Source organism: Nonomuraea fuscirosea, from assembly GCF_035917475.1.
In the GTDB taxonomy this organism is placed as follows: domain Bacteria; phylum Actinomycetota; class Actinomycetes; order Streptosporangiales; family Streptosporangiaceae; genus Nonomuraea; species Nonomuraea fuscirosea.
The window spans coordinates 3,457,172-3,479,582 of sequence record NZ_CP109074.1; the positions used below are offsets into that span (position 1 = coordinate 3,457,172).

Genomic DNA, 22,411 nt, shown 5'->3' on the forward strand with positions numbered 1-22,411 from the left:
TCCGATCACGTTCTGATGGCTGAACGGGGATCCGCCCCCGCCGGAACCTCCGCCTGGAAGGGAGCGACCAGCCGCTCGGCCATCGTCCCGAAGGGCGGACGCGCGTATCCGGTGTAGACCAGGCAGCCGTCGCCGGTGCGAGCGACCGCGTCGATGCCCGGCACCAGCGGGTACGTCGGCTGCCCGTGGCTGTAGTGCCCCCCGGTGGCCGGCCCGCGAACGATGTTGTGCAGGCCGGCACCGGCGAGGTGCGACGGCTCGTGACCGGGTGGGACCCCCGGCTCGGGGAAGTCACCGCAGACGGGTGACGTATCGGGGACGGTGACGACTGCAGCGCGCATCAGATTCTCCTTAACTAAGTTCAGCGCTGCGGTCAGCGTGCCTGAACAGTGTTAAGTTGTCAACCATGACCAAGGGCATCACTCGGGAGCGGATCATCACGGCGGCGCTTGAGCTGCTCGACGACCAGGGCATGGACGCCCTCACCGTTCGCGCGCTCGCCTCCCGGTTGGACGTCCGCGCCCCCGCCCTCTACTGGCATGTGCGCAACAAGCAGGAACTGCTCGACGAGATGGCCACCGAGGTCATGCGCCGCGTGAGCAGCGCCTTCGCCGCGGTCCCGCCCGGCGACGGCTGGCGCGACGACCTCACCGCCTACGCCCGAGTCCTGCGCTCGGAGTACCTGCGCCACCGCGACGGGGCCCGCATCTTCAGCGGCACCCGGATCACCGACCCGGACGTGGTCCGCATGAAGGAGCCGTTGTTCGAACGTTGGACCGGGGCCGGCTGGAAGCCCGTCGACGCCGACGACGCCGTCGACGTGGTCACCGCGTTCGTCGTCGGCTTCGTCATCGAGGAGCAGGAGCGACGCCAGTCCACCGAGACCGATCCGACGCGCTACTCGACCACCGAGCGCGACGCCTGGCTCGGCGAAGGCGCGTCACTGGTGAAGGAGGCCGGGCACCTCCACGACGACGGCGACCAGCGGTTCGAACGGCATCTCGGCATCGTCCTCGACGGGCTCGCCGCCCGACCGGACGCGTGAGTCATCCGTGCCTGCGAGCCGGCACGAGCCGCCGCCGGGCCTGACGTGAAGATCCCGGGGTGACCACCTCACGATGCCGGCTGTCGCCGGCATTGATCAGCTGCGTTGCGACGACCCCTCGAATGCGCCTCTGGACGGCGGGGCCAAGCCTCACGGCGCCGCCGCCCGTGACCACATGACCTATCGCGTCTTCGCGGACGTCGGGCTGTCCGCCGCGAGTTGGGTTCGCACGTCGCGAGGCACATGCACGCCGTGATTGCGCAGGTTGCGGATGAATCGGGCGGCGAGTGGATCCGGTTCTGCGGACGTCACCGCCACCAGCCGTCTGACCCATCGTGGTGAGAACGATCGCACTGCGCCAGGAAAACCATCGCTGACCGCACTCACGGGGCACACGGCGATTCCCAGGCCGGCGGCGGCGAGCTGCGGTGCCGCGGTGGTCACCGCTGTCCTCATGACAGGCTCCGGGCGGACCCCGGCGCGGGCGAACGAGCGATCGAGCCAGGCGCTGAGGCCGTTCTCCGGTGCGAAGTGAACCAGTGGCGCACCTTCGAGATCCTCCAGGGACACAGCCGGCCGTGCGGCCAGGGGATGGCCGGTGGGTGCCGTCAGCACGATCTCTTCCTCGGCGACGGCGGTGGTCGTGAAACGGCCGGGCACGGGAGCGGGCATCAAAGCCAGGTCGGCCTCGCCGGAGTCGACAAGGCCGTGGAGCTCGTCCGGCGACGTGGATTCACGCAGGCTGATCGCCACCTCCGGGTGGCGGCGATGCCACTCGCGAATGACCGGGGCGAGCACGGACACCAGGCTCTGCGCACAAGCCAGCCGCAGCGACCCTCCGGTCGCTTCGCCGGCGGCACGAGCCGACCTCACCGCAGAGGCAGCCGCTTCGATCGCCCGTCTGGCATCCGCTACGGCGGCCCGTCCGGCGGGAGTGAGCCTGACCCCCCGGGGCTCGCGGCGAAGCAGGGTCGTTCCTGTCTCGCGCTCCAGCGTCGCGAGCTGATGAGAGACGGCGGGCTGCGACGAATGCAGCAGCCGGGCGGCCTGGGTGATCGACCCGGAGTCCGCGACCGCGACAAGGCACTCCAGCGCCCGAAGAGAAGCCATCCAAGAATTCTATGGCATGGCCTCGAAGTATGAATATCTCCGAGGGAATCCCTTCAGGGTCATCGATTGCTCCACCTCACGACACCTTCTCGTCCAAGGCGAGCGAGGGAACCCGCACTAGGAGAAGGAGAGTTTCATGGCGCAGGCGTTCGTCACGGGCGGTTCTGGGTTCATCGGCCAGGTGCTGGTACGCCGGCTCCTCGACGAGGGGCACTCGGTCCGTGCTCTGGTCAGAAGTGAGGCGTCGGCCGCGAAGGTGGCGACGCTGGGCGCGCAGCCCGTCCGGGGCGAGTTGACCGACCCGGCCACGTGGCGGGACGAGGTGACGGGCAGTGACGTGGTGTTTCACCTCGCTGCCGAGACGGACATCACCGCAGACCATGCGCGCCATGAACTTGTGACGGTTCACGGCACCCAAGCAGCCGTCGATGCGTCCCGCTTCGCGCGGGTTCCTCGGTTCGTCCACTGCGGGAGCGAAGCCGCGCTCCTCGCCGGCGACCCGCTGGTGGACGCCGACGAGACCGCGCCGCTGCGGCCGGACTCGGAAGCCGCCTACTGTGCGGTGAAGGCCGTTGCCGAGAAGATCGTGCTCGACGCGAACACCCCGGATTTCGCCACGGTGTCGATCCGTCCGAGGTTCGTCTGGGGCCCCGGCAGCATCCTCATCGAAGGCCTGGTCGCGGCGGCGAAGGCGGGGCAGTTCGCCTGGATCGACGGAGGCCGGCACACGACCGACGTCACGTTCGTCGACAACGCCGTCGAGGGGCTCATGCTCGGATGGCAGCGGGGCCGGCCAGGCCAGGCCTACTTCATCACCGACCGGCGCCGCGTCACCCTGCGCGAGTTCATGGAGACCATGTTCGCGATCTACGGCGTCGATGCGCCGACCCCCGACCTCGATGCGGAGACGGCGGATCGCGAGGTTCCGGTTCCCGTTCGATGGTTCCTCGGGCAGCCGTGCATCCTGCGGACGGACAAGGCCGCAGCCGAGCTCGGATACGAGCCCATCGTTTCGCATGCCGCCGGTCTCGACGCTGTCAGGGATTCGGTGGCACTCAGCGGTGTGTGAAGGCTTCACACCCGTTCAAGCAGAAGGAGACTGAAATGAAGATTGTCACAATCGGAAGAGGAACGATCGGTGGCGGGCTGGCCGGCCTGTGGCGGGCCGCAGGACACGACGTCGAAGAGCTCGGCCGTGATGGCGGGGATGTGTCGGACGCGGACGTCGTCCTGGTAGCTGTGCCCGGCGACCAGATCTCGCCCGCCTTGAGCAAGGTCACGGGGCTTGAGGGAAAGATCGCGATCGACGCGACGAACATCCTGCCCGCGCGCCACGGAGACTTTCCGTCGTACGCCGAGGAGGTGAAATCCTTCACGGGCGGCCCGGTGGCCAAGAGTTTCAACATGAACTTCGGATCGTTGTTCGGCGCAGTGCGCGAGCAGCGAGTACGGCCGAGCAATGGGTACGTCGCCGACGAGGCCGCCCGCGAGATCACCGAGCGCCTCATCCGCGACGCCGGCTACGACCCCGTACGCGTCGGGGACCTCTCCCGTGCCCGCGACTTCGAGAACGCGGTCTGGCTTCTCATGGGTGTGGCCCCGATAGGAGGTGTGTTCTATCGATTCGCGGTGCCCGGCGAGCTCTGATGAGCGCTCGCCCGTTCCCTTCACCATCTGGAGGTTGATGTGTTCGAAGCAGTGCATTGGCCGGAGGCCATGGTCCCCAGCCGCTCCCCGATCCACTTCACCAACGAGCTTGAGGTCACGGCTTCTCCTGAAACGGTCTGGTCCCTGCTGGTGGATCCCCAGGCCTGGCCCCGCTTCTATCCTGGCGTCGAGCATGTCCAGCTGCTCGACGGCCATGACACGCTGCGCCTCGGCACGCCGTTCGAGACCAATCTGGCCGGCCAGGACGTCTTCGCGTCCGTGCAGGAGTTCGAGCCTGTGACGCGCATCGCCTGGGGCGGCCATCCCAAGACCGCGGAAGCATCGAAGGCTTATCACGCTTGGATCATCACACCCACGCCGAAGGGGTGCCATCTCTGGACCGAAGAGACGATGCAGGGGCCGTTCTGGATCGAATTGGCGAAGAAGGCTCCCGACGTCTTCTGGCGCACGCACGAGGAACTTCTCGCTGCGCTCGCCAAGGTCGCGACCGAGCGCGGCGGCTTTTCCGCATGACATATTCGCTGCAGGACAAGGACGTTCTGATCGTGGGTGGCGGCTCGGACATCGCTGCCGCGCTGGCCGCCGATCTCCTCCAGGAGGGTGCGCGAGTCACGCTCGCGGGCCGGGACGCCGGGAGGACGGCCGCCGCGGCGAAGGCCATCGGTGACACCGTCCGGGCCATCGCCCTCGACCTCTCGGACGAGGAGTCGATCCGGGCGGCCGCGGATCAGGCCGGGACCGCCGGCGGGCTCGACCATCTCGTCAGCGTCGCCACGGAACGGGCCCCCGGACCGGTCGCCTCCCTTGAACGTCGCGCGCTGCTCGCGGCCTTCGACGCCAAGGTCGTCGGTCCGATCCTGCTGGCCAAGCACTTCGCCCCGCTGATCGCCGAGGGAGGTTCGCTGCTGTTCTTCTCCGGTCTGGGGGCCTGGCGACCGGCACCGGGAGGCGTCGCGATGGCGGCCACCAACGGCAGCGTCACCACGCTCGTCTCCGCCCTCGCCGTCGAGCTGGCGCCCACCCGCGTCAACGCCATCTCCCCTGGCGTGATCACCACCGGCGCCTGGGACACCGCGGTACCCGACACACAACGACTGTTCCAGCACGTCGCGGCCACCACACCGGCCCGCCGCGTCGGACGGCCCTCCGACGTCTCAAGCGCAGCCCGCGCGCTGCTGACCAACCCCTTCATCAGTGGCGAGACCCTCCATGTCGACGGCGGCGGGCGCTGGGCCTGACTTCCGGCACACACGACGAACAAGGAGAAGTGGATTGTGTACGACAAAGTGAATTGGCCCGAGCAGTACGACCCGAAAGCGTCGGCCATCTACGCTCTCAACGACATTGACGTGAAGGCGCCCCCTGAAGTGGTGTGGAAGCTGCTCGTCGACGCCGAGAACTGGTCGAGCTACTTTCCCCCCGAAGATCAGGTCAAGATCCTGAGCGGTGAGCCTGAACTGGCTCTCGGAACCAGGTACAGCCGGGTGACGGTTGGATTCCCGATGAGTCTCAACGTGACGGAGTGCGAGCCCTTCAGCAGGCTCGCGTGGGAGACGGTCGTCGACGGCGACGAGACCGGTTCGAGCGCGTACCACGGCTGGGTGATCACGCCCACGAATGACGGGTGTCACGTGCTGACCGAGGAAACGCAGCAGGGCCCCTTCTTCCTTGAGGAGCTCGGGCGCAAGCAGCCCGGTGCGCTCTACCGCTATCACCAGGACTGGGTCGAACGACTCGCCCGCGCCGCAGAGGCGGAGGTCGCGAATCCTGGGTTCCACCGCAGCTCCTTTCACCGTTGAGCGCCCAGGTTCGGGCAGCTCTGTGCCGTTGAGGGCCTCGGTCCAGCCGTAGGTCCTGGCTCCTTCGACGAGCCGGCCGGGGTAGCCGCCGTGGGAGCCTTGGTCGGCGTTGCCGGCGTGGTCCCGCAGGTTGTCGTGCCGGCGATCAGTGCGGGTCGATCGTTGCCGTATCGCGATGTCGAGCAGGCGGTTGCTGGGCGCGTTGGTCGCCCAGAGCGCGGGCAGGTTGTCGCCGCAGGCGCTTGTTCTCCGGCGAGCAGAACCGGGGTCCTTGAGCCGGAGTGGGTGTACCGCTGGACCACTCGCGCGGTCGTATCTCTGGGGACCCGCGCGAGTCCGTCATGATCTGGCCCGCTCCGCCCACGACCTGGCCGCCCCGCGCCGCCGACCGGCCGGCCGGGCCGCGCCCGAACTGCTCGGCGCGGGCGAGAGCGAGTGATCAGGACGTTTCCATATTTGCTGATATGTCCGGTGACGCCGGAGATCGGTCCGTAAGATCCTGCGCCAACGACCTGGCCGGACATCTGGAGATCTGTTGCACGCCTGGTATGGAGCGCTCGCCGTGACCCTCGGCGCCGTCATCACCCTGCACGGCACACCGGCGCCGGCCGGCACGAAGAAGACCGCCGCCGCCTCGGCCGGGTGCGGCGCGTTCGTCGTCGGCCAGCCGGAAGTGGCCGTGTCGGACGCCACCCGCGACCGGCTCGGCCTCAACGGCTGGCCGGACGGCCCGTTCGGCGTCACCGCCCTCGGCGGGGGCACGTACTACTTCCACATCGCGGCGGCCTTCGGCGGCGGCGTCACCTCGCGCCCGCAGCGCAACGTGACCGTCAAGGGCACGCTGGCCGACCCGGTACGGGACGGCGTCGCCTTCTCCACCCAGCTCCAGGGCGTGCCCGACGGCTACATCTGGGCCGGCGGCGGCGCGGTCTACCGGGACCCCGGCACCGGGATCGTCCTGCAGACCCTCCACCTGGAGCGGCGCGTCGCGGGCGACCAGTTCTACGCCGAACTCCACCTCGGCCGGCTGAACCCCGCCACCGGCGTGACCACCTACCTCGGCAAGGTGGTGCAGCCCGACATCCCCATCGACCGGACCACCTGGAACGCCGATCTGGGCATCCCCCAACTCACCGTGGTCGAGGGCGGCGACGGCGTCCGGTACCTGCACCTCTACTTCGCCGACCACCGCCTCGTCGACGGCAAGCAGGTGCCGGCCAGCCTGTCGGTGGCCCGCGCTCCCCTCAAGGACGTGGTCGCGGCCGCGCAGAAGGGCACGGTCGTGCCCTGGCACAAGTACAGCGGCGGCGGCAAATGGGACGAGCCGGCGTGGGGCGGATCGTCCGCCGACATCAACCCCGGCCGGCCCATGGCCTGGGGCCCGCAGGTGGTCCGCAGCGAGGCCATGGACGCCTACGTCATGGCCGCCGGCGTCTCCGAGCGCGAGATCGTCCTGTCCACCTCGGGTGACGGCCTCGCCGGATGGTCGGCCGGCTTCCCGGTGGCGCGCGATCCCGGCTACTTCAACGCGTACGTGACGCCCGTCGGCAACGGCTCCGACCCCACCGACCTGGGCACGGACTTCTCCCTCTACTACCTGCAGTGGCCCAGCCTCAAGCCGAACTGGGACAACGCCCGCGTCATGCGCCGCAAGGTGACCTGCGCGGACGGCCGCACGCCCGTGCGCAAGTCGTTCGTCCGGTACGTCAAGGACCACCACCACCTGGTCACCACCGGCACGCCGCCCGCCGGCTACACCCGCGAGGGGAACTGGACACTGTGGTCGGCGCCGCACTCCGGCACCCGCGCGCTGTACAACTGCAAGGCGGGCGGTGACGACTACTTCATCTCCGTCGATCCCGGCTGCGAGGGCAAGCAGACGACGATCGTGCAGACGGAGGGCTGGATCCACCAAACGCGTCCGTCGAGCGCGTACGTCCCGCTCTACCGCTGCCAGATCCCCGGCTTCGGCGACCACTTCGTGTCGACCGCCGCCGACTGCGAAGGGCAGGGCGTCGTCAACGAGGGCCTGCTCGGCTACGCCCCGCCGGCGGCGTGAGCGCGGCCCAGCTGTCCGGATGGTGCAGATAGCCCATCGAGGCGTTGTGCGCCGACGAGGAACCAGGTGAGCATCGAGACGATTATTCATCCCTCGCCTGGAGGAGCCGCGGCCGGGCGGCTCAAGGGGGTGAGGTGCCGAGGTCGAGCTGGTTGAGGTAGGCCAGGACGGCCATGACGCGGCGGTGGGTGTCGGGCGAGGGGGCGAGGCCGAGCTTGGCGAAGATCAGCGTCGTGTACTTGCTGACCGAGCCCTCGCTGAGCGACAGCCGCTGGGCGATGACCGCGTTCGACAGGCCCTGGGCCATCAGCGCCAGCACGTCCAGCTCTCGCGCGGTCAGCCCCGCCGGGGCGCGGCCGGGGGTGAGGAGCTGGGAGATGACCTCCGGGTCGATGGCGGTGCCGCCGGCGGCCACGCGGCGTACCGCGTCGACGAAGTCGTCCGTGTCGAGGACGCGGTCCTTGAGGAGGTAGCCGACGCCGCTGCCGTGGGCGAGGAGCTCGCGGGCGTAGAGCTGCTGGACGTACTGCGACAGGATCAGCACCGGCAGCCCCGGCACCTCGCGGCGGGCCGCGAGCGCGGCGCGCAGCCCTTCGTCGGTCTGGCTCGGCGGCAGGCGGACGTCGACGACGGCGACGTCCGGCCGGTGCTCCAGGAGCGCGGCGAGCAGGTCGGGGCCGTTGTCCACGGTGGCGACGACGTCGAAGCCGTGCCCGCACAGCAGCCGCTCGATGCCGGTTCTCAGTAGGTAGAGATCTTCGGCGAGGACAACGCGCACGGCACCTCCAGCGTCGCGACGGTCGGGCCTCCGGGTGGGCTGTCGAGATCGACAGTACCGTCGAACGGCCGCAGCCTGCGTCGTATGCCCTGGATGCCGGTGCCGCGGGCGGGGTCGGCGCCGCCGACGCCGTCGTCGGTCACCGTCACCCGCAGGGTGCCGCGCTGGTGTTCGAGGCTGACGCGGACGGTGCGGGCGCGGGCGTGCTTGGTGACGTTGACCAGCAGCTCCGCCGTGGCGAAGTAGATCGCGGACTCCAGCGCCGGCTGCAGGCGGCCGGGCAGCTCCGTCTCGACGGTGACGGCCAGGGGATGCTCCAGGCCGAGCAGCCGCAGCGCGTCTACCAGGCCCCGCTCGGACAGGACCGGCGGGCGGATGCCGTGCACCAGGTCGCGGAGGGCGTGCAGGGCGTCGGCCGCCGTCGTGCGCGCCTCGGCGAGCAGTTCCTCGACCCCGTCGGGATCGTCCCGCAGCTGCCGCTGGGCCAGGCTCAGGCTGAGGCCGATGGCGATGAGCCGGGCCTGCGCGCCGTCGTGCAGGTCCCGTTCGATGCGTTCCAGCTCGACGGCCTGGGCGTCGAGGGCCTCGGTACGGGTCTCGGCGAGCTCCCGCACGCGTGCCGTGAGCATCGCCTGGTCGGTGGGGGACAGGAGCGCGCGGGTCCACCGGGCGTGCCACCGCAACGGCCGCGACCACCCCGCGACGGCCGGCGCGAGCAGGACGGTGCCGATGACCGGGTCGAGCGCCATCCAGACCAGGTCCCGCCACGTCGCCGGGTCGCGCAGCACCCAGTTGAACCACGACGACACCGCCGCCCACAGCCGGGAGCGGTGGTAGTCGTAGCCGGTCCAGTACCAGCGCTGCGGGGTCGGCTGGAGCTCGGGGCGGGGCAGGTACGGCCGGGCGATTCCCATACCGGCCCACCGTCCCTGCAGCCGGCGGGCCACGTCGGCCAGGCGGCGGCCGGCGAACACGAGCACGAGCAGCGCGGGGAACAGCACCACGCCGTTCAGCCGCAGCAGGACCAGCACCGGCAGGGCCACCAGCAGGGCGACTGGTACCTTGAGCGCGAGCAACGCCAGGGACCGGGCCGACGCCTTGAGCGCGAGCCACGCCATCGACCGTCCCGACACCTCCGCCAGCCGTCGCACACCGTTCATCCTCACCGGTGGGGCCAGCCCCATCCAACTCGGGGTCTGGACGGATGTTCCCCTGCGCCCGGTTTTCCTACCGTCGGAGCATGACCAACACACCCCTGCGGCTCATGCAGATATTCTCCGTCCTCAGTGCCGCGCTCGTCGTCGCGACGGCGGTCCTGCAATTCGTGTCGCCGTCCCTCGTCAACCCGGTCGTCTGGATCCGAGCCGTCGGCGTGCTGGCCCTGTCGTTGCTCGCGCTGCGCTGGGCCGCGCGGGTACGCGAGGGTCACCGTGGCGCCTACCGGCGGCTGCTCTGGGTGTCGATGGCGGGCTCTGCCGGCATCGCGGTGCTCACCCTGCTGCCCGACACGCCCTATCCGATGTGGGTACGGGTGGAGCAGGCGATCCAGGGCGTCGTCCTGATCGCCCTGGCCTGGACCCTCACCCGTCCGGCCGTCCGCACTCACCTGAGGGCTGTCCGATGAACCGCCGCTCCCTGCTCCAGGCCGCCGCCGCGGTGACCGCCGGGTGGGCCAGAGCCTGGGCGGCATCACCATCACCGGCGTCGCCGACGGCGTGCCGCACCTGGTCAGCCGGCTGGTCTACATCTCGGCCTGCTGCTGCACGCTCCGCCGACCGCGCCATTCCCGTCGCCCTCCAGGACCGGATGATCAGGGAAGCTCACCGGAGGACGCCGCGCAACCGCTTCCGCGTCGCGTCGATGGCGGCCGGACCCTGACGCGCCTGGAGGTTCTCTCGGAGAAGATCTTGTTGCGGCCGATGCCGTGCGCGGCCAGGGCGTCGAGCTGGGATTGGAGTTCCTGGGTGAGGGAGGAGCGGCGAGCATAGCCGATGCGGATGTCGGCCGAGGGTCGGTCGGGGTCGCCGATGCCGTCCGGTGTTCGACGTGGACGCTGAAGCCCAAGGCTTGACGCCCATCCCCGATCATGGTCCATGATCGGGGTATGAACGCCTTAATCCGGGCGGCCCTGGTGGGGGCCGTGATCGGGATCGGGGAAGCCGCCCTGGCGCAAGTAGTGGATGACGACATCCTCGTGTTCCTGGCGATGCTGGCCATGCCCTTGCCCGCGGGCATGCTGCTGACTCTCTGGGGCCGGCTGCCCTGGTGGTGGCTGATCTCGATCCTGGGACCGGGTTTCATCGTCATGGGCTTCATCGCGGCTCCGGTCCGGCCCGCCGAGATCGCGGAGATGGGCGGGTGGGGCAGCCTTGTGGCCTTCATGGGGATAGGAGCGGCCGGCTACCTGCTCGCCGGGGCCACGGCGCTGCCGCTGAGCAAGGGGACGCGCCTGGCCACCATCGGGACGGTCCTCGTCCTCGGCATCGCCGTAGTCCTGGGAGACAGACCCCTCTCGGCGCTGGTCGCCGCACAGACGATGGCACGTGAACACGTGCCCGTCATCGCCACCGACCAGCCGGACTACCGTCTCGACTCCGTCAACGAGGAGGAAGGGATCCTCTTCCTGCACTACGAGCGCCGGCGCGATGGTCTGGAGGTGGCCGTCACCGTCCAGGCACCCTATGGGCTGACGGCCAGGCAGGCTTGCGGCTCCGGGGTGCGGGGCGCGTGCAAGGAACTAGCCCCGGGAATCTGGGGCGATCATCTGGACCTGGGCTCGACGCTGGTCACCGTGCGGGGGAACGCGCTCGTGGAGGTGACGGGCGAGCCGGCGAAGGACGACCTGCTCCCGGTGCTGCGGGACGTGCGCCCGATGAACGCGTGGGAGCTGGCCTGGCTGGCGCTGAAGGACAGCTCCTACGACCTGGGGATGATCGTCGCGGAGTGAGGCGTCCGGGGGCGTCCCGCGCGGCGGTGCCGCAGGACGGCAGGACGGCCCGGGGCAGCACGGCCGCGTGATGGTCCTTCTCGGCCTGTCGTTGACGAAGCTGTCACCAGGTACCCGCGATTGCGTCATCCCTGCTCAAAGCAGCCTGAACCGGTGTCTAGACCTTGCTCGCGACCACCATATAGTTCTCGGCCTCAAGATCGAACGTGCTCACTTCCGTCCGGAGTCCGACCCGGTGCAGCTCGGCTTCGAGTTCCTCGTACCGGTAGGGCCAGCAGGACAGCAGTTCCGAGCGGACAAGAACCAGCCCAGTCGCATCAACTTGCGCGATCGCAATCTCGATGTGGTGCTCCTCCTCCCAATGCGGCGCAATCTCCCAGCGGTAGACCACGACGGCATCGCGACCGTTCCGGCGGACGAGTCGGTCGCTGATGTCCAGCCGGGAACCTCTGGCCCTCACGAGTTCCCAAGTGCGGGAGGTGAGCACCAAGCGCCCGCCAGGGCGCAGAAGCCGTGACATCGACTTCAGAGCAGCACCCCTGCCTGTCGCGCCCGCGGCATGGTGCAGCGAGTTGCCAACGCAGAACATCATGTCGAACGTGTCGTCCTCGAAATGGTCGGGCAACTCTTCCCAGCTCGCCCGCATGGCCCGGACGGATGTCCCGAACTCCTCAGACAACTCTGCAGTCCGACGAACCATCGCTTCGCTGGCGTCAGTTGCGACAACCTGCATGCCACGAGCGGCGAGGCCAACCGCCAGCTGTCCGGTTCCGCACGAACAGTCGAGGACGTGAGCGTTCGACGGCAGGAGACTGAGGACGTCATCGAACGACGCAGCGAACTCGGCTGGAGGCAACTTCGCATCCGAGATGAGCCATTCATACACCTCGGCAAGCACGTCATATTCCGTCACAACCACTACCTCCGTCACGCGGCAGACTCACGGCGGGACGTCAGTCCATCATCGGAGCAAGCCGGGCACCAAGGGTTTTCGCAAGGACAACCTCAGTTTGGTGATGACCGGTGCCAACAGGCCGTGAGCGGTGCCGAGGAACTGGTCGAGCGCGAAGTCGCCGGTGGACAGGCCGTGCGGGTAGAGCAGCGGCAGCACCTCGGTGATGGCCGGGCTCTTGCGGCACCAGGGCGGCAGGATCGCTGAGGCGTCGACCTCGGCTGACCTGGCGTACGCAGCCCGATGTGATGTTGCACTGCTACGGGGATTGACCGCACCAGTCAGCAAAGGCCCAGACCGGGTAAATGGGCGGATGCGTGATGTGGGCTGTAGCACAGCATGAGGACGTACTTTTTGTCGTCAAGCACATGGCACCCTGGCGTTCGACACTTAGGATTCACTCATGGCCGTACAGTCACCGTTCACCGGCCGAACCAGTGTCACCAGCGGTTCTACCGAAATCATCCAGGAAAACCGGACTCTTCGTGACCTGGTGGAGATCTACCGTCACCTGTCCGGGCTAGCTCTTCAGGACGCCGACATCGCTACGGTCGCCCACCTCATCGCCCAGCGGACCGACGTGACGGTGGCTGTCATCAGCCACAAGATGGGCATCCTCGCCGCCGCCTCACCCGGACAGAGCGATGCCAGTGCCTTCCAGTACGTCCATGATCATCTGATCCATCCCCGGCTGGCGCACATGCTCGTCAGCGCCGGCAAGTCCCGCCAGCCGCTCCGCCTGCCCGACCCGGCGCGCGGCCGCGCCCGCATAGTGGCCCCGATCCTCGTCGGCGACACCGTGCCCGCCTATCTCGTCTCACTCGTCGCGGCGGCCCCCGACCAGGGCGAGGACATCGACCTGCTGATCGCCGAGCATGCCGCGACGATCTGTGGGGTCATCCTGGCCCGCGAGCGGGTCTTCTTCTCGGCGGCCAGCCAGGTCCGTGACGATCTCGTCGAAGGTCTGCTGTCCGGATCGGGCCGGGACAACGACGAGGTCACGCGCTGGGCGCAGCATCTCGGCTACGACACCGAGCGTGAGCACCGCGTCTTGTCGATCATTCTCGAGTCCCCAGCGAGCGACACCCAGCGCAGCGCCCTGGTCGCCGAACGCGCCGCCGGTGCGGCTGCCCGACTGTTCCTCGCCCAGTCGCCGGATGCGATCACCTCCGTACGCACCGACGAGGTGGTCGTGGTGCTGACCGAGAACACCTCGCGGGGTTCGACCACCCGGGCTGAGCAGCTCGGCACTCTGTGCATGCAGCGGCTCGGGGCGCTGTTCCCCGATGTCGGCGTGTCCATCGGCGTCGGTGGCGCGTTCCGCGAGCCGGCGCACATCGCTCGCTCGTACGAGGAGGCACGGCGGACCATCGAGGTGATCCGGCGGCTCGGCCGGCGCGGCGCCGTGGTCGCCTTCGACAAGCTCGGCATCAGCCGCCTGCTGCTCCAGGTGCCCGACATCGAGACGTTGCGTGAGTTCGCCACTGACATCCTCGGCGAGGTGCTGCGCCACGAGAAGAAGCACCATTCGGAGTACATCGCCACGCTGATCTGCTATTTCCAGGAGAACAACAGCCCGCAACGGGCGTCTAAGCTCCTGCACGTGCATCCCAACACGGTCACCTATCGAATTCACCGGATCGAGGAGATCACCGGGCTGGACCTGAACACCTATCGCGACCGCCTCGCCGTGCAGGTCGCCTTGGAGATCATCGATGCCCTTGAGGTCAGTGCTTGACCTCGGCGGAAGGGTCGCTCGCCGTCACGACGGCGGCGGCGGAATAGACGACGCCCGCGCCGGTCGACGAGTCGATGTACCGCGGGATCCAGCTCTCCTCGTCATCCAGCTGGGTCGCACCCCACCCGTAGCCGACATTGAAGCCGGTCGAGGTGTGCACGCGAAACAGGAACATGTTGTCCGACAGCCGGCGGCCGGGGCTGACGAAGGCGTCCATCTCGCGCCGGGCAAGCTCCCAGGCGATCTCCACCTCCTCCAGCGTGGTCGCCTCGATCATCAGGTGCTCAAGCCGGAGAGTGTCGGTTCCCTCCAGCAGGGCAATGCTGTGGTGGCGCGGGTTGCAGCGCAGGAACCACATCTCGCCGAGGTGTGCGCCGAGGTTGATCGCGTCGGACACCTTCATGCCCATCACTTTGGCGTAGAAGTCGAGCCCCCGTTGGAGGTCGGGCACCCACAGCACGACGAAGCCGAGGCCGAGCGCTCCCGTGACGGCCCGCGACGTCGGCCGCTGCCCCTGGTAGGAGCCCGCCGTCTCCTGCGGGCCGACGAAGAACTCGTGCCGAAGGCCGAAGGGGTCGATGAAGGCGATGAGCCGCTCGACCGAGCGAGCCGCCGCCAGACGCGCCGAACCCGCCGTCACCTCGAACCCGGAGGCGCTCAGGTGGGCCGCGACGTCCTCCAGAGACTCCTCGGCGCCGATCTCCCAGCCAAGATAGAGCAGCCGATCGGAGTCACCCGGGTGGATCGCGAGGCGGTGCGACCGGTCGCACCAGCGCACCCGGACCGTGCCGTCCGGAAGCTGGTAGGTCTCGAAGCCGAAGACACGCGGACCGAAGTCCAGCCAATCCCGCGCCGACGCGGACTGCACGCCGACGTACCCGAGGCTTCGCATGCCGCATCTCCTTGCACTTCGTGGCGCACAGGATGCGCCACGACAAGGATACGTGGCCGGAAGCCGACGGCCACGGCAAGGATACGTGGCCGGAAAGCCGGCGCCGCTGCTCAGGTCCGGGCTGCACGTAGCACGGGCTCGATGTCCGCCGCCGCCTGCTCGCCGTAGGTTTCACGCAGCCGGGCCACGCCGGTGTCAGCGTCGATGACCCACTCCTGGGCACCGTGCGTCTCCAGCACCAGCGTGGCGACCAGCGCCCCGAGCTGAGCGGCCCGCTCCAGCCCCAGCCCGCTGTTCCCGCCGGCCAGGAAACCGGCCCGAAATCCGTCGCCGACGCCGGTCGGGTCGGCGATCGTCCGGGCCGTCACCACGTCGACGTGCAGTGCGCTGCCGTCGCGGCTCACGATATCGACGCCTCGGTCGGACAGGGTGGTCACTCGCAGGCCGACCCGGTCGGTGAGCTCGTCGGCCTCCCAGCCGGTTTTGCGGATCAGCAGTTCCAGTTCGTACTCGTTGGTGAACAGGTAGCGCGCGCCGTCGACCAGCGCTCGGCACTGGTCACCGTCGAGGCGAGGAAGTTGCTGCGAGGGGTCGGCGGCGAACGGCACGCCCAGTGCCCTGGCCTCGTTGGTCTGCGCGACCATCGCGTCTGGATCGCTCGCGCCGATCAGCACCAGCTCGATGCCGTACCGCTCCACGATCGGGACGAGGGAGATGTTCTTCGTCTCCGTCATCGCCCCCGGGTAGAACGACGCGAGCTGGCACTGCTCGTCATCGGTCGTGCAGGTGAAGCGCGGGGTGTGGGCCGTCTCGACGGTGAGGACGCCGCCGCAGTCGACGCCGTGCTGTTCCAGGATCGCCCGGTAGCCGGCGAAGTCGGCGCCAACCGCTCCCACGAGCACCGGCCGTTGCCCCAGAACCCCCATGCCGAAGGCGATGTTCGCGCCGACCCCGCCACGGTGGACGACGAGATCGTCGACCAGGAAGCTCAGGGACACCCGATTGAGCCGGTCGGCCACCAGATGTTCCGCGAAGCGGCCGGGAAAGTGCATCAGGTGGTCGGTGGCGATCGATCCGACCACGGCGGTCGTCCCTGCGGACACGGCTACTCCTCAGCAATACGGTCAGAAGACGATGGTGGTGCGGCCGTTCACCAGGACGCGGTCCTCGCAGTGCCAGGCCACGGCTCTGGCCAGCACAGTCCGCTCGATGTCAGCGCCGCGCCGCGTCAGCTCCTGCACACTTGCGCGATGCGACACCCGGACGACGTCCTGCTCGATGATCGGTCCCTCGTCGAGTTCCTCGGTGGCGTAGTGCGCGCTCGCCCCGATGAGCTTCACGCCGCGCTCCTTAGCCTGCTCGTACGGTCCGGCACCGGCGAAGGCGGGCAGAAAGGAGTGGTGGATGTTGATCACCGGTACTCCGGCCCGGTCCAGGAAGTCGGCCGAAAGCACCTGCATGTAGCGGGCCAGCACGATCAGCTCGACCCGGCCTCGCAGGAGGTCGAGCTGGCGCTGCTCGGCCGCCGGTTTGGTGGCCCTGGTCACCGGGACGTGCTCGAACGCCACGCCGAACGAGGCCACCTCGTCGGCGAGGTCCGGATGGTTGGAGATGACCTGGCACACCTCGATGGGGACCTCTCCCCGGCGGGCCCGCCAGAGCAGGTCCAGCAGGCAGTGGTCGTATCGAGAGACGAAGAGCGCCACCCGGGTCGGCGCGGAGGCGGCGCGGAAACGGATGTCCGCGCCGAGCCGCGCCGCGACCTCCTCCTGGAATTGCCGTTCCAGCCGGGGCAGTTCCTTGTCCAACCCCGTCAGGCGGAATACGACGCGCAGGAAGAAGCGGCCGCCTGCGGCCCCGGTGGAATATTGGTCGGACTGCACGATGTTGGCGCCACGTCGGTAGAGGAACGACGAGACGCAGGCGACGATGCCCGGCCGATCGGTGCAGGACACGACCAGCCGGCCGACATCGGGATCCGTGGGGGTCACAGCGTGGCCGGAACGGAGTCGGCGGACAGCGCGGCCTCCCGGCGGAGTAGATCGGCCCGATCGGTCCGCTCCCACGGCAGGTCGAGGTCCGTACGGCCGAAATGTCCGTAAGCGGCGGTCTGGCGGTAAATGGGGCTGTGCAACCCAAGGTACTTGCGGAACGCGGCGGGACGCAGGTCGAAGTGCTCGGCCACCAGCTTCCTGATCAGCGAACGGCTCACCCGCTCGGTGCCGAACGTCTCGATGAGCACCGACACCGGCCGGGCCACCCCGATGGCATAGGCGACCTGCACCTCCGCCCGGCGGGCCAAGCCCGCGGCGACGACGTTCTTGGCGACGTGGCGTGCCGCGTAGGCGGCGGACCGGTCGACCTTCGAAGGGTCCTTGCCGGAGAAGGCGCCGCCGCCATGCCGGGCGAACCCCCCGTACGTGTCAACGATGATCTTGCGGCCGGTGAGGCCCGCGTCACCGGCAGGGCCGCCGATGACGAACCTGCCGGTGGGGTTGACCAGCAGGCGACGGTGCAGGACGTCGGCGTCGTACAATTCGGCCGGCAGTTCCTCGGAGACGACATGACGCCAGAGATCTTCGCGGATCTGCTCCAGGGGCGTCTCCTCGGCGTGCTGGGTCGAGATCAGGACCTGCTCCACGCCGATGGGGACATCACCCCGGTAGCGCACCGACACCTGCGTCTTGCCGTCCGGGCGCAGGTAGCCGAGCGTCCCGTCCTTGCGCACTGCGGCAAGCCTGCGGGACAGGCGGTGCGCCAGCGCGATCGGCATCGGCATGAGTTCCGGCGTCTCGTCGGTGGCGTAGCCGAACACCATGCCCTGGTCGCCGGCGCCCGCGCGGTCGAGTTCGTCGCCGGAGCGGTCGCTGCGGTGCTCGCGCGCCAGGTCGACGCCCTGCGCGATGTCGGGTGACTGCTTGTCGAGCGCCACCAGGACGGCGCACGAGTGACCGTCGAAGCCGTAGTCGCCGTTGTCGTAGCCGATCCGGTTGACGGTGTCCCGGACGATCTGCGCGTAGTCGAGCACCTGCGGCGTGGTGATCTCCCCGGCCAGGACGACCATGCCAGTGGTGATCAGGGTCTCGCAGGCGACCCGGGAGTTGGGGTCAAGGGTCAGCGCCGCATCCAGCACGCCGTCCGATACCGCGTCGGCGATCTTGTCGGGGTGGCCCTCGGTCACGGACTCGGAGGTGAACACATAGTCGTTGTCGATTCCCGGCTGACTCATGGCGCAGGCTCCTTTTGCGATGGTTCGAGGGAGTTCAGGGGGTGACGGCGCCGGTCAGCTCAGACCGCACCGTGGCGGCTCCGGCGACCATGGCCGCGAGTTTGGCCCTGGCGACGGGCGCGGAGATGTTGCGCAGTCCACAGTCGGGGTTGATGACCAACTGGTCGGCCGGGACGAAACTGAGCGCACTCCGAATGCGGGCCGCGACCGCCTCCGGGGTCTCCACTTCGGCGGACTTGACGTCGATGACGCCGAGCCCGATCGTGCGGCCCGGGCCGAACTTGTCGATCACTGGCAGATCTGCGTTCCCTTTGCGGGCGAACTCCAGGACGAACTGGTCGACCTTGGCATCGAGCACCGCGGGGAACAAGAAGTCGTAATGGCCCTCCCATGAGGGGCGCGCGTAGCGGTTGCCGTAACAGATGTGCAGCGCCCAAGTGACGTCGACGCCCTCGGTGACGATGTTCACGGCTCTGATCGCGGTCTCCACCTCACCGGGGTATCCGGCCAGGAAGGGCTCGTCGATCTGCAGGAGCCGCGCACCGCGTGCGGCCAGCGCGCGTGCCTCGCCGTTGAGCACACGTGCAATCGCCAGCACCAGCTCATGGGGGTCGTCGTACGCTTCGTTCTGTATGCGCCGCGACAGCGAGAACGGCCCGGTGAAGGAGAACTTGACCGGCCCTGAAGTCTGCTCGGCGGTGAAGGCGAAGTCGTCGGCCAGCATCATCGGCGCCGTGACCGGGACGGGCAGCCGCTCGCTGACCTTGGCCTCGTAGTAGTCGAAGTAGAAGTCCTTCGAGGTCTGCGGGATGTCGATGCCAGGCATCCTGGCCAGGAAGTAGTCGATGTCATTGTCGCGGCGCAGTTCGCCGTCGGACACGATGTCGATACCGGCCAGTTCCTGGTCGCGGAGCGCTGCCTTGATCGCCATGTCATGCAGATCTTGGAGTTGCGCGTGACTCATCCGGCCGCGGTAGTAGTCGGTCTTCAACCGCTCCATCCACTCCGGCACCGGGTAGGACCCCACGACGCTGGTGGGAAGCAGCGGTAGTCCGCTCATCAGCTCCGGCATCAGTCCCTCACCTGCGCCGTCATCGTGATGATGTTCCCGCCCACCCGATGGGAGAAGGGCGCGTAGTGCACGTCGAAGCCGTTGCGCCGGCCCACATGCGCCAGCAGTGGCCCGTTGACCCAGTTGACGACGGATCCCTCGTACTTTCCCGGCCCTCGGAAGTTCGCCCGGTACGCGTGCACGTCGGTGACGAACAGGTCATGGCAGACAAGCCTGCCGAACGGATGCAGCAGTCTCAGGCTGTCGGTGAAGCTCGCCATCGCCCCGTTGCTGACATGCATGCGGATGTCAGCGCCGGACTCGAGCAGCGGCCGCAGCAGTTCCCCGCTCATGGCCGGGGTCAGGGAGTACAGGTCGAGACCGGTCAGCGGCACGTAGCGCTCCTCCAGCCGGACCATGTCCCACGCCACCCGCCAGAAGGCGACCGCGGCTTCCACGTCGGCGAATCGGGCCGGGTCGGCTTCGGCCAGCAGCCCCGGCCCCAGCCGCAGCAGCTTGTGCACCAGAGCCGGCAGCGCATCCGGTGCGACCCCCACCGACTCGGCGAGCCCGGCCACGTCGGTGTCGTCGAGGTAGGCGCGCGTCTGGACGCAGTAGGTCCGGCCACCCAGCTGGGCGACCTCATCGGTCGGCAGGTTGTCGTAGACATTGGAGATGTAGACGAGGAAGACCTTGTACTTGAGAAAACCGAGCGTGGTACACGGCGCCGTGGCGTCGAGCGCGAACGAGCTGATCCGCGCTTGATGCTCGCCCACCGCCTCGCGGGCCAGATCGAGCACATGCGGGGAGTAGTCGCACATCATGTAGTGCAGGCGCCGGTAGTAGTCGCGTCCGTGCCCGGCGTCGAGGGCGCGGAACTCGTCCAGGAAAACCTTCGCCTGGGTGCCGTTGCCCACCCCGAGTTCGACGACGTAGAGCTCCTCGGGCAACGCGTCACCGTCGGCCAGCGCGTCCCACACCTCGAAGAGGTCACGGATCACCTCGCGCGCGGCGTCGTGGTTGTGCGCGTCGCTGGCACCGCCCGGCAGGGCCTGCTCGTACCCTCGACCGGTGGACTTCTCCCACAGGTCCAGGTCCTTCCAGTAGCGGGTGTTGAAGTCCCACACGCAACTGCGGCTTCCCGGCCCCCAGTCCTCCAGCCAGATGCGACTACCCTCCCGCCGCAGTGCCGCGGCGACCTGCGCGACGGACATGCCGGGACTACGCCGTACGTCGACCGCGATCTCTACGTCGTCGTCCCGGACACCCAGCGGCACGACGGCGGGGCCAGGGCCGGCGCTCAGCTCCGGGCGCGGCAGGATCGCCCGGAGGTCGACCACGTTGCGGAAGTTCGACTTGTACTGGACCCAGTCGCACACGAGCCGGACCTTGCCGAGGTCCATGGAGACCTCCTGCAACGCCTCGATGACGGGTGCGAGCGAGGTCATGAGGTCCAGGGGACTCGTACCGCTGGTTCGAGAGTGAGGCCGGAAGTCGACGAGCATGACCTGTGCCCTCCATCGGGTGGTGGCGGTTCTGATCGGAAAGCTACGGTCGGAGACCGGGGATACCGGCCCGCCGTAAGATGTCGGGCACGCCGTGTTCGAAGCCGAGCGCCATGAGATGCACGCCCGCGACGCCGGGGATCGTGGCGAGCCGCTGCACGGTCTCCACGCACACCTGTATCCCCTCCTCCTCGACCCGCTCGGCGGGCACCCCGCGCAACCTCCGGCCGACCTCGTCGGGAACATGCACGCCGGGGACGGCAGTGCGCAGGTGCTCCAGGGCACGCAGTGAACGGATCGGGCCGGCGCCGGCGATGATCTTGCAGCGTTCGGTGACTCCGAGATCCCGCAGGTCCGCCATCCAGCGCTCGAACACCTCGAAGTCGAACACGTACTGCGTCTGGACGAACTCCGCGCCCGCGGCCACCTTCTTCGCCAGCCGGCGGGCCCTGAACTCCAGCGGAGGCGCGAACGGGTTCTCGACCGTGCCGATCAGCCAGGCCGGGCGTCGGGAGACGGCCTTGCCGGACATGAGCACGCCGTCGTCCCGCAGGGTGCGCGCGGCCCAGACGAGTTGCAGCCCGTCCAGATCGAAGACCGGCTTGGCCTCGGGATGGTCGCCGAACCGGGGATGGTCGCCGGTCAGCAGCAGCAGGTTCGGGATGCCGAGGGCGCCCGCAGCGAGCAGGTCCGACTGCAGCGCCATCCGATTACGATCGCGGCAGGTCAGCTGCATCACCGGCTCGACACCGGCGCGCTGGGCGAGCAGGCTCCCGGCCAGGCTCGACATCCTGACGTTCGCCCCCTGGTTGTCCGTGATGTTCGCGGCGTCGACCCAGCCCCGCAGCAGATCCGCCTTACGCGTGACCGCCTCCGCGTCGGCCCCTCTCGGCGGGCCGATCTCGGCGGTGACGGCGAACCTGCCGGATTCGAATGCGGCACGCAGCCCGCTCATCGCGGCCTCAACCCCAACTCGCGTCGCAGCAACGGACGAGGATCGTCCTCGCTGGGCGCGGTCCCCAGCCCGTCGTCGCGCCCCTGCCAGTAGTTCACCCACGAGCTGCGATCCCATTCGCGGTGATCCACCGGGCGCTGCAACAGATCCAGATCGGAGGCGTGCCCGGCGCCCTGTGCCCGCTCGATCGCGGTCACCCAGACGCAGGCCAGCTCAGGATGGACCTCGCAGCGGCCATCGGCGGCCACACCGCCGCATGGGCCGTTGCGCAGTTGCTTCGGGCAGGTCATCGGGCAGGTGTAGCCGGTGTCGGGCAACGCGCACTGACCGCACATACGGCAGCCGTACATCCGCTCTTTCGCCACCCGCTCCACCCTGGTAAACCACCGGTAGGCCGGCCGCCTGCGTTCGAGCCAGGCGCCGAGCCTCCGATACAGGGAGTTGGCGGCAAGAACAGGGTGCAGGGCGTAGCTGATCCGAGCCCCGAGCCGGGGAACCACGGGGCGGGGCCGGCCATCCCCACCTGCACGCTGCTCGCCCACGACCAACTCCCTCCGGATGAGCGGCTGCCGACGCGGCCCGAGGACCGCTCGACGAATGTCGTTCGACCGCTGAGATCGAGGCTGCCAGAGTGCTCAACGCGTGTCTTAGGCCCGCACACCAACACTGAGGGGACGTTCATT

23 protein-coding genes and 1 pseudogene are annotated in these 22,411 nt (G+C 68.8%); 10 read left to right on the top strand and 14 right to left on the bottom strand.

Going from position 1 to position 22,411, the window contains the following annotated elements:
• Window positions 1-5: 5 nt before the first annotated feature.
• Window positions 6-341, bottom strand: coding sequence for a hypothetical protein (locus tag OIE67_RS15545; RefSeq protein WP_326640847.1), 336 nt, complete (start codon window positions 339-341; stop codon window positions 6-8).
• A gap of 65 nt (window positions 342-406) precedes the next feature.
• Between OIE67_RS15545 and OIE67_RS15550 the strand changes: the two genes are divergently transcribed.
• On the top strand, window positions 407-1,045 hold the full coding sequence (locus tag OIE67_RS15550) for a TetR/AcrR family transcriptional regulator C-terminal domain-containing protein (protein ID WP_326640849.1): 639 nt from the start codon (window positions 407-409) through the stop codon (window positions 1,043-1,045).
• 180 nt (window positions 1,046-1,225) lie between these two features.
• Here the strand turns inward: OIE67_RS15550 and OIE67_RS15555 are convergent, their stop codons facing one another.
• Complete coding sequence (locus tag OIE67_RS15555; protein ID WP_326640851.1) at window positions 1,226-2,155, bottom strand: LysR family transcriptional regulator; 930 nt, start codon at window positions 2,153-2,155, stop codon at window positions 1,226-1,228.
• A 136-nt stretch (window positions 2,156-2,291) separates the two neighbouring features.
• Here OIE67_RS15555 and OIE67_RS15560 point away from each other — a divergent pair, with 136 nt between their 5' ends.
• From OIE67_RS15560 to OIE67_RS15585, 6 genes are all read left to right on the top strand, one after another.
• Window positions 2,292-3,224 (top strand): NAD-dependent epimerase/dehydratase family protein, encoded by a 933-nt coding sequence (locus OIE67_RS15560; protein WP_326640853.1) that lies wholly within the window; start codon window positions 2,292-2,294, stop codon window positions 3,222-3,224.
• The gene (locus tag OIE67_RS15565; RefSeq protein ID WP_326640855.1) at window positions 3,221-3,802 is read left to right on the top strand and encodes an NADPH-dependent F420 reductase; all 582 of its coding nucleotides are present in this window, start codon (window positions 3,221-3,223) and stop codon (window positions 3,800-3,802) included. The genes OIE67_RS15560 and OIE67_RS15565 overlap by 4 nt, the downstream gene beginning before the upstream one ends.
• Before the next feature lie 39 nt (window positions 3,803-3,841).
• Complete coding sequence (locus tag OIE67_RS15570) at window positions 3,842-4,336, top strand: SRPBCC domain-containing protein (RefSeq protein WP_326640857.1); 495 nt, start codon at window positions 3,842-3,844, stop codon at window positions 4,334-4,336.
• On the top strand, window positions 4,333-5,061 hold the full coding sequence (locus OIE67_RS15575; protein WP_326640859.1) for an SDR family oxidoreductase: 729 nt from the start codon (window positions 4,333-4,335) through the stop codon (window positions 5,059-5,061). The genes OIE67_RS15570 and OIE67_RS15575 overlap by 4 nt, the downstream gene beginning before the upstream one ends.
• Window positions 5,062-5,097: 36 nt before the next feature.
• Entirely contained in the window at window positions 5,098-5,622 is a 525-nt protein-coding gene (locus OIE67_RS15580; protein WP_326640861.1) for an SRPBCC domain-containing protein, read from the top strand.
• Window positions 5,623-6,184: 562 nt separating this feature from the next.
• A complete protein-coding gene (locus OIE67_RS15585) occupies window positions 6,185-7,681 on the top strand; it encodes a hypothetical protein (RefSeq protein ID WP_326640863.1) in 1,497 nt (498 codons plus the stop codon).
• A 121-nt stretch (window positions 7,682-7,802) separates the two neighbouring features.
• On the opposite strand, the gene OIE67_RS15590 is transcribed toward OIE67_RS15585, so the two are convergent.
• A complete protein-coding gene (locus OIE67_RS15590; RefSeq protein ID WP_326640865.1) occupies window positions 7,803-8,459 on the bottom strand; it encodes a response regulator transcription factor in 657 nt (218 codons plus the stop codon).
• Window positions 8,423-9,619 carry a sensor histidine kinase gene (locus tag OIE67_RS15595; RefSeq protein ID WP_407674852.1) on the bottom strand — a complete coding sequence of 399 codons (1,197 nt, stop codon included), beginning with the start codon at window positions 9,617-9,619 and terminating at the stop codon, window positions 8,423-8,425. Before OIE67_RS15595 ends, OIE67_RS15590 begins: the two co-directional genes overlap by 37 nt.
• 80 nt (window positions 9,620-9,699) lie before the next feature.
• On the opposite strand from OIE67_RS15595, the gene OIE67_RS15600 reads away from it, so the two are divergent.
• Together OIE67_RS15600 and OIE67_RS15605 are read left to right on the top strand one after the other, a co-directional pair.
• Entirely contained in the window at window positions 9,700-10,083 is a 384-nt protein-coding gene (locus OIE67_RS15600) for a hypothetical protein (protein ID WP_326640869.1), read from the top strand.
• Window positions 10,084-10,563: 480 nt separating this feature from the next.
• Entirely contained in the window at window positions 10,564-11,406 is an 843-nt protein-coding gene (locus tag OIE67_RS15605; RefSeq protein ID WP_326640871.1) for a hypothetical protein, read from the top strand.
• A 157-nt stretch (window positions 11,407-11,563) separates the two neighbouring features.
• Here the strand turns inward: OIE67_RS15605 and OIE67_RS15610 are convergent, their stop codons facing one another.
• Together OIE67_RS15610 and OIE67_RS15615 are read right to left on the bottom strand one after the other, a co-directional pair.
• Window positions 11,564-12,337: a class I SAM-dependent methyltransferase gene (locus tag OIE67_RS15610; protein WP_326640873.1), complete on the bottom strand. Its 774-nt coding sequence runs from the start codon at window positions 12,335-12,337 to the stop codon at window positions 11,564-11,566.
• Between the two features lie 75 nt (window positions 12,338-12,412).
• Window positions 12,413-12,568: pseudogene (locus OIE67_RS15615) on the bottom strand (IS256 family transposase); the annotation flags it as partial.
• A gap of 193 nt (window positions 12,569-12,761) precedes the next feature.
• Between OIE67_RS15615 and OIE67_RS15620 the strand changes: the two are divergent.
• Entirely contained in the window at window positions 12,762-14,096 is a 1,335-nt protein-coding gene (locus OIE67_RS15620) for a PucR family transcriptional regulator (RefSeq protein ID WP_326640875.1), read from the top strand.
• Here the strand turns inward: OIE67_RS15620 and OIE67_RS15625 are convergent.
• From OIE67_RS15625 to OIE67_RS15660, 8 genes are all read right to left on the bottom strand, one after another.
• Entirely contained in the window at window positions 14,086-14,988 is a 903-nt protein-coding gene (locus OIE67_RS15625; protein ID WP_326640876.1) for a VOC family protein, read from the bottom strand. The genes OIE67_RS15620 and OIE67_RS15625 overlap by 11 nt on opposite strands.
• Window positions 14,989-15,098: 110 nt before the next feature.
• Window positions 15,099-16,040: a carbohydrate kinase family protein gene (locus tag OIE67_RS15630; RefSeq protein ID WP_407674897.1), complete on the bottom strand. Its 942-nt coding sequence runs from the start codon at window positions 16,038-16,040 to the stop codon at window positions 15,099-15,101.
• Window positions 16,041-16,112: 72 nt separating this feature from the next.
• Window positions 16,113-16,979: a formyltetrahydrofolate deformylase gene (gene purU / locus OIE67_RS15635; RefSeq protein ID WP_326640879.1), complete on the bottom strand. Its 867-nt coding sequence runs from the start codon at window positions 16,977-16,979 to the stop codon at window positions 16,113-16,115.
• The gene (metK, locus tag OIE67_RS15640) at window positions 16,976-18,217 is read right to left on the bottom strand and encodes a methionine adenosyltransferase (RefSeq protein ID WP_326640880.1); all 1,242 of its coding nucleotides are present in this window, start codon (window positions 18,215-18,217) and stop codon (window positions 16,976-16,978) included. The genes purU and metK overlap by 4 nt, the downstream gene beginning before the upstream one ends.
• Window positions 18,218-18,251: 34 nt before the next feature.
• Window positions 18,252-19,289 (bottom strand): uroporphyrinogen decarboxylase/cobalamine-independent methonine synthase family protein, encoded by a 1,038-nt coding sequence (locus tag OIE67_RS15645; RefSeq protein WP_326640881.1) that lies wholly within the window; start codon window positions 19,287-19,289, stop codon window positions 18,252-18,254.
• Window positions 19,289-20,716, bottom strand: a complete 1,428-nt coding sequence (locus OIE67_RS15650) for an SAM-dependent methyltransferase (protein WP_326640883.1) — start codon at window positions 20,714-20,716, stop codon at window positions 19,289-19,291. The genes OIE67_RS15645 and OIE67_RS15650 overlap by 1 nt, the downstream gene beginning before the upstream one ends.
• Window positions 20,717-20,816: 100 nt before the next feature.
• On the bottom strand, window positions 20,817-21,728 hold the full coding sequence (locus OIE67_RS15655; protein ID WP_326640885.1) for a methylenetetrahydrofolate reductase: 912 nt from the start codon (window positions 21,726-21,728) through the stop codon (window positions 20,817-20,819).
• Window positions 21,725-22,270, bottom strand: coding sequence for a methylenetetrahydrofolate reductase C-terminal domain-containing protein (locus OIE67_RS15660; protein WP_326640887.1), 546 nt, complete (start codon window positions 22,268-22,270; stop codon window positions 21,725-21,727). Before OIE67_RS15660 ends, OIE67_RS15655 begins: the two co-directional genes overlap by 4 nt.
• Between the last annotated feature and the right edge of the window lie 141 nt (window positions 22,271-22,411).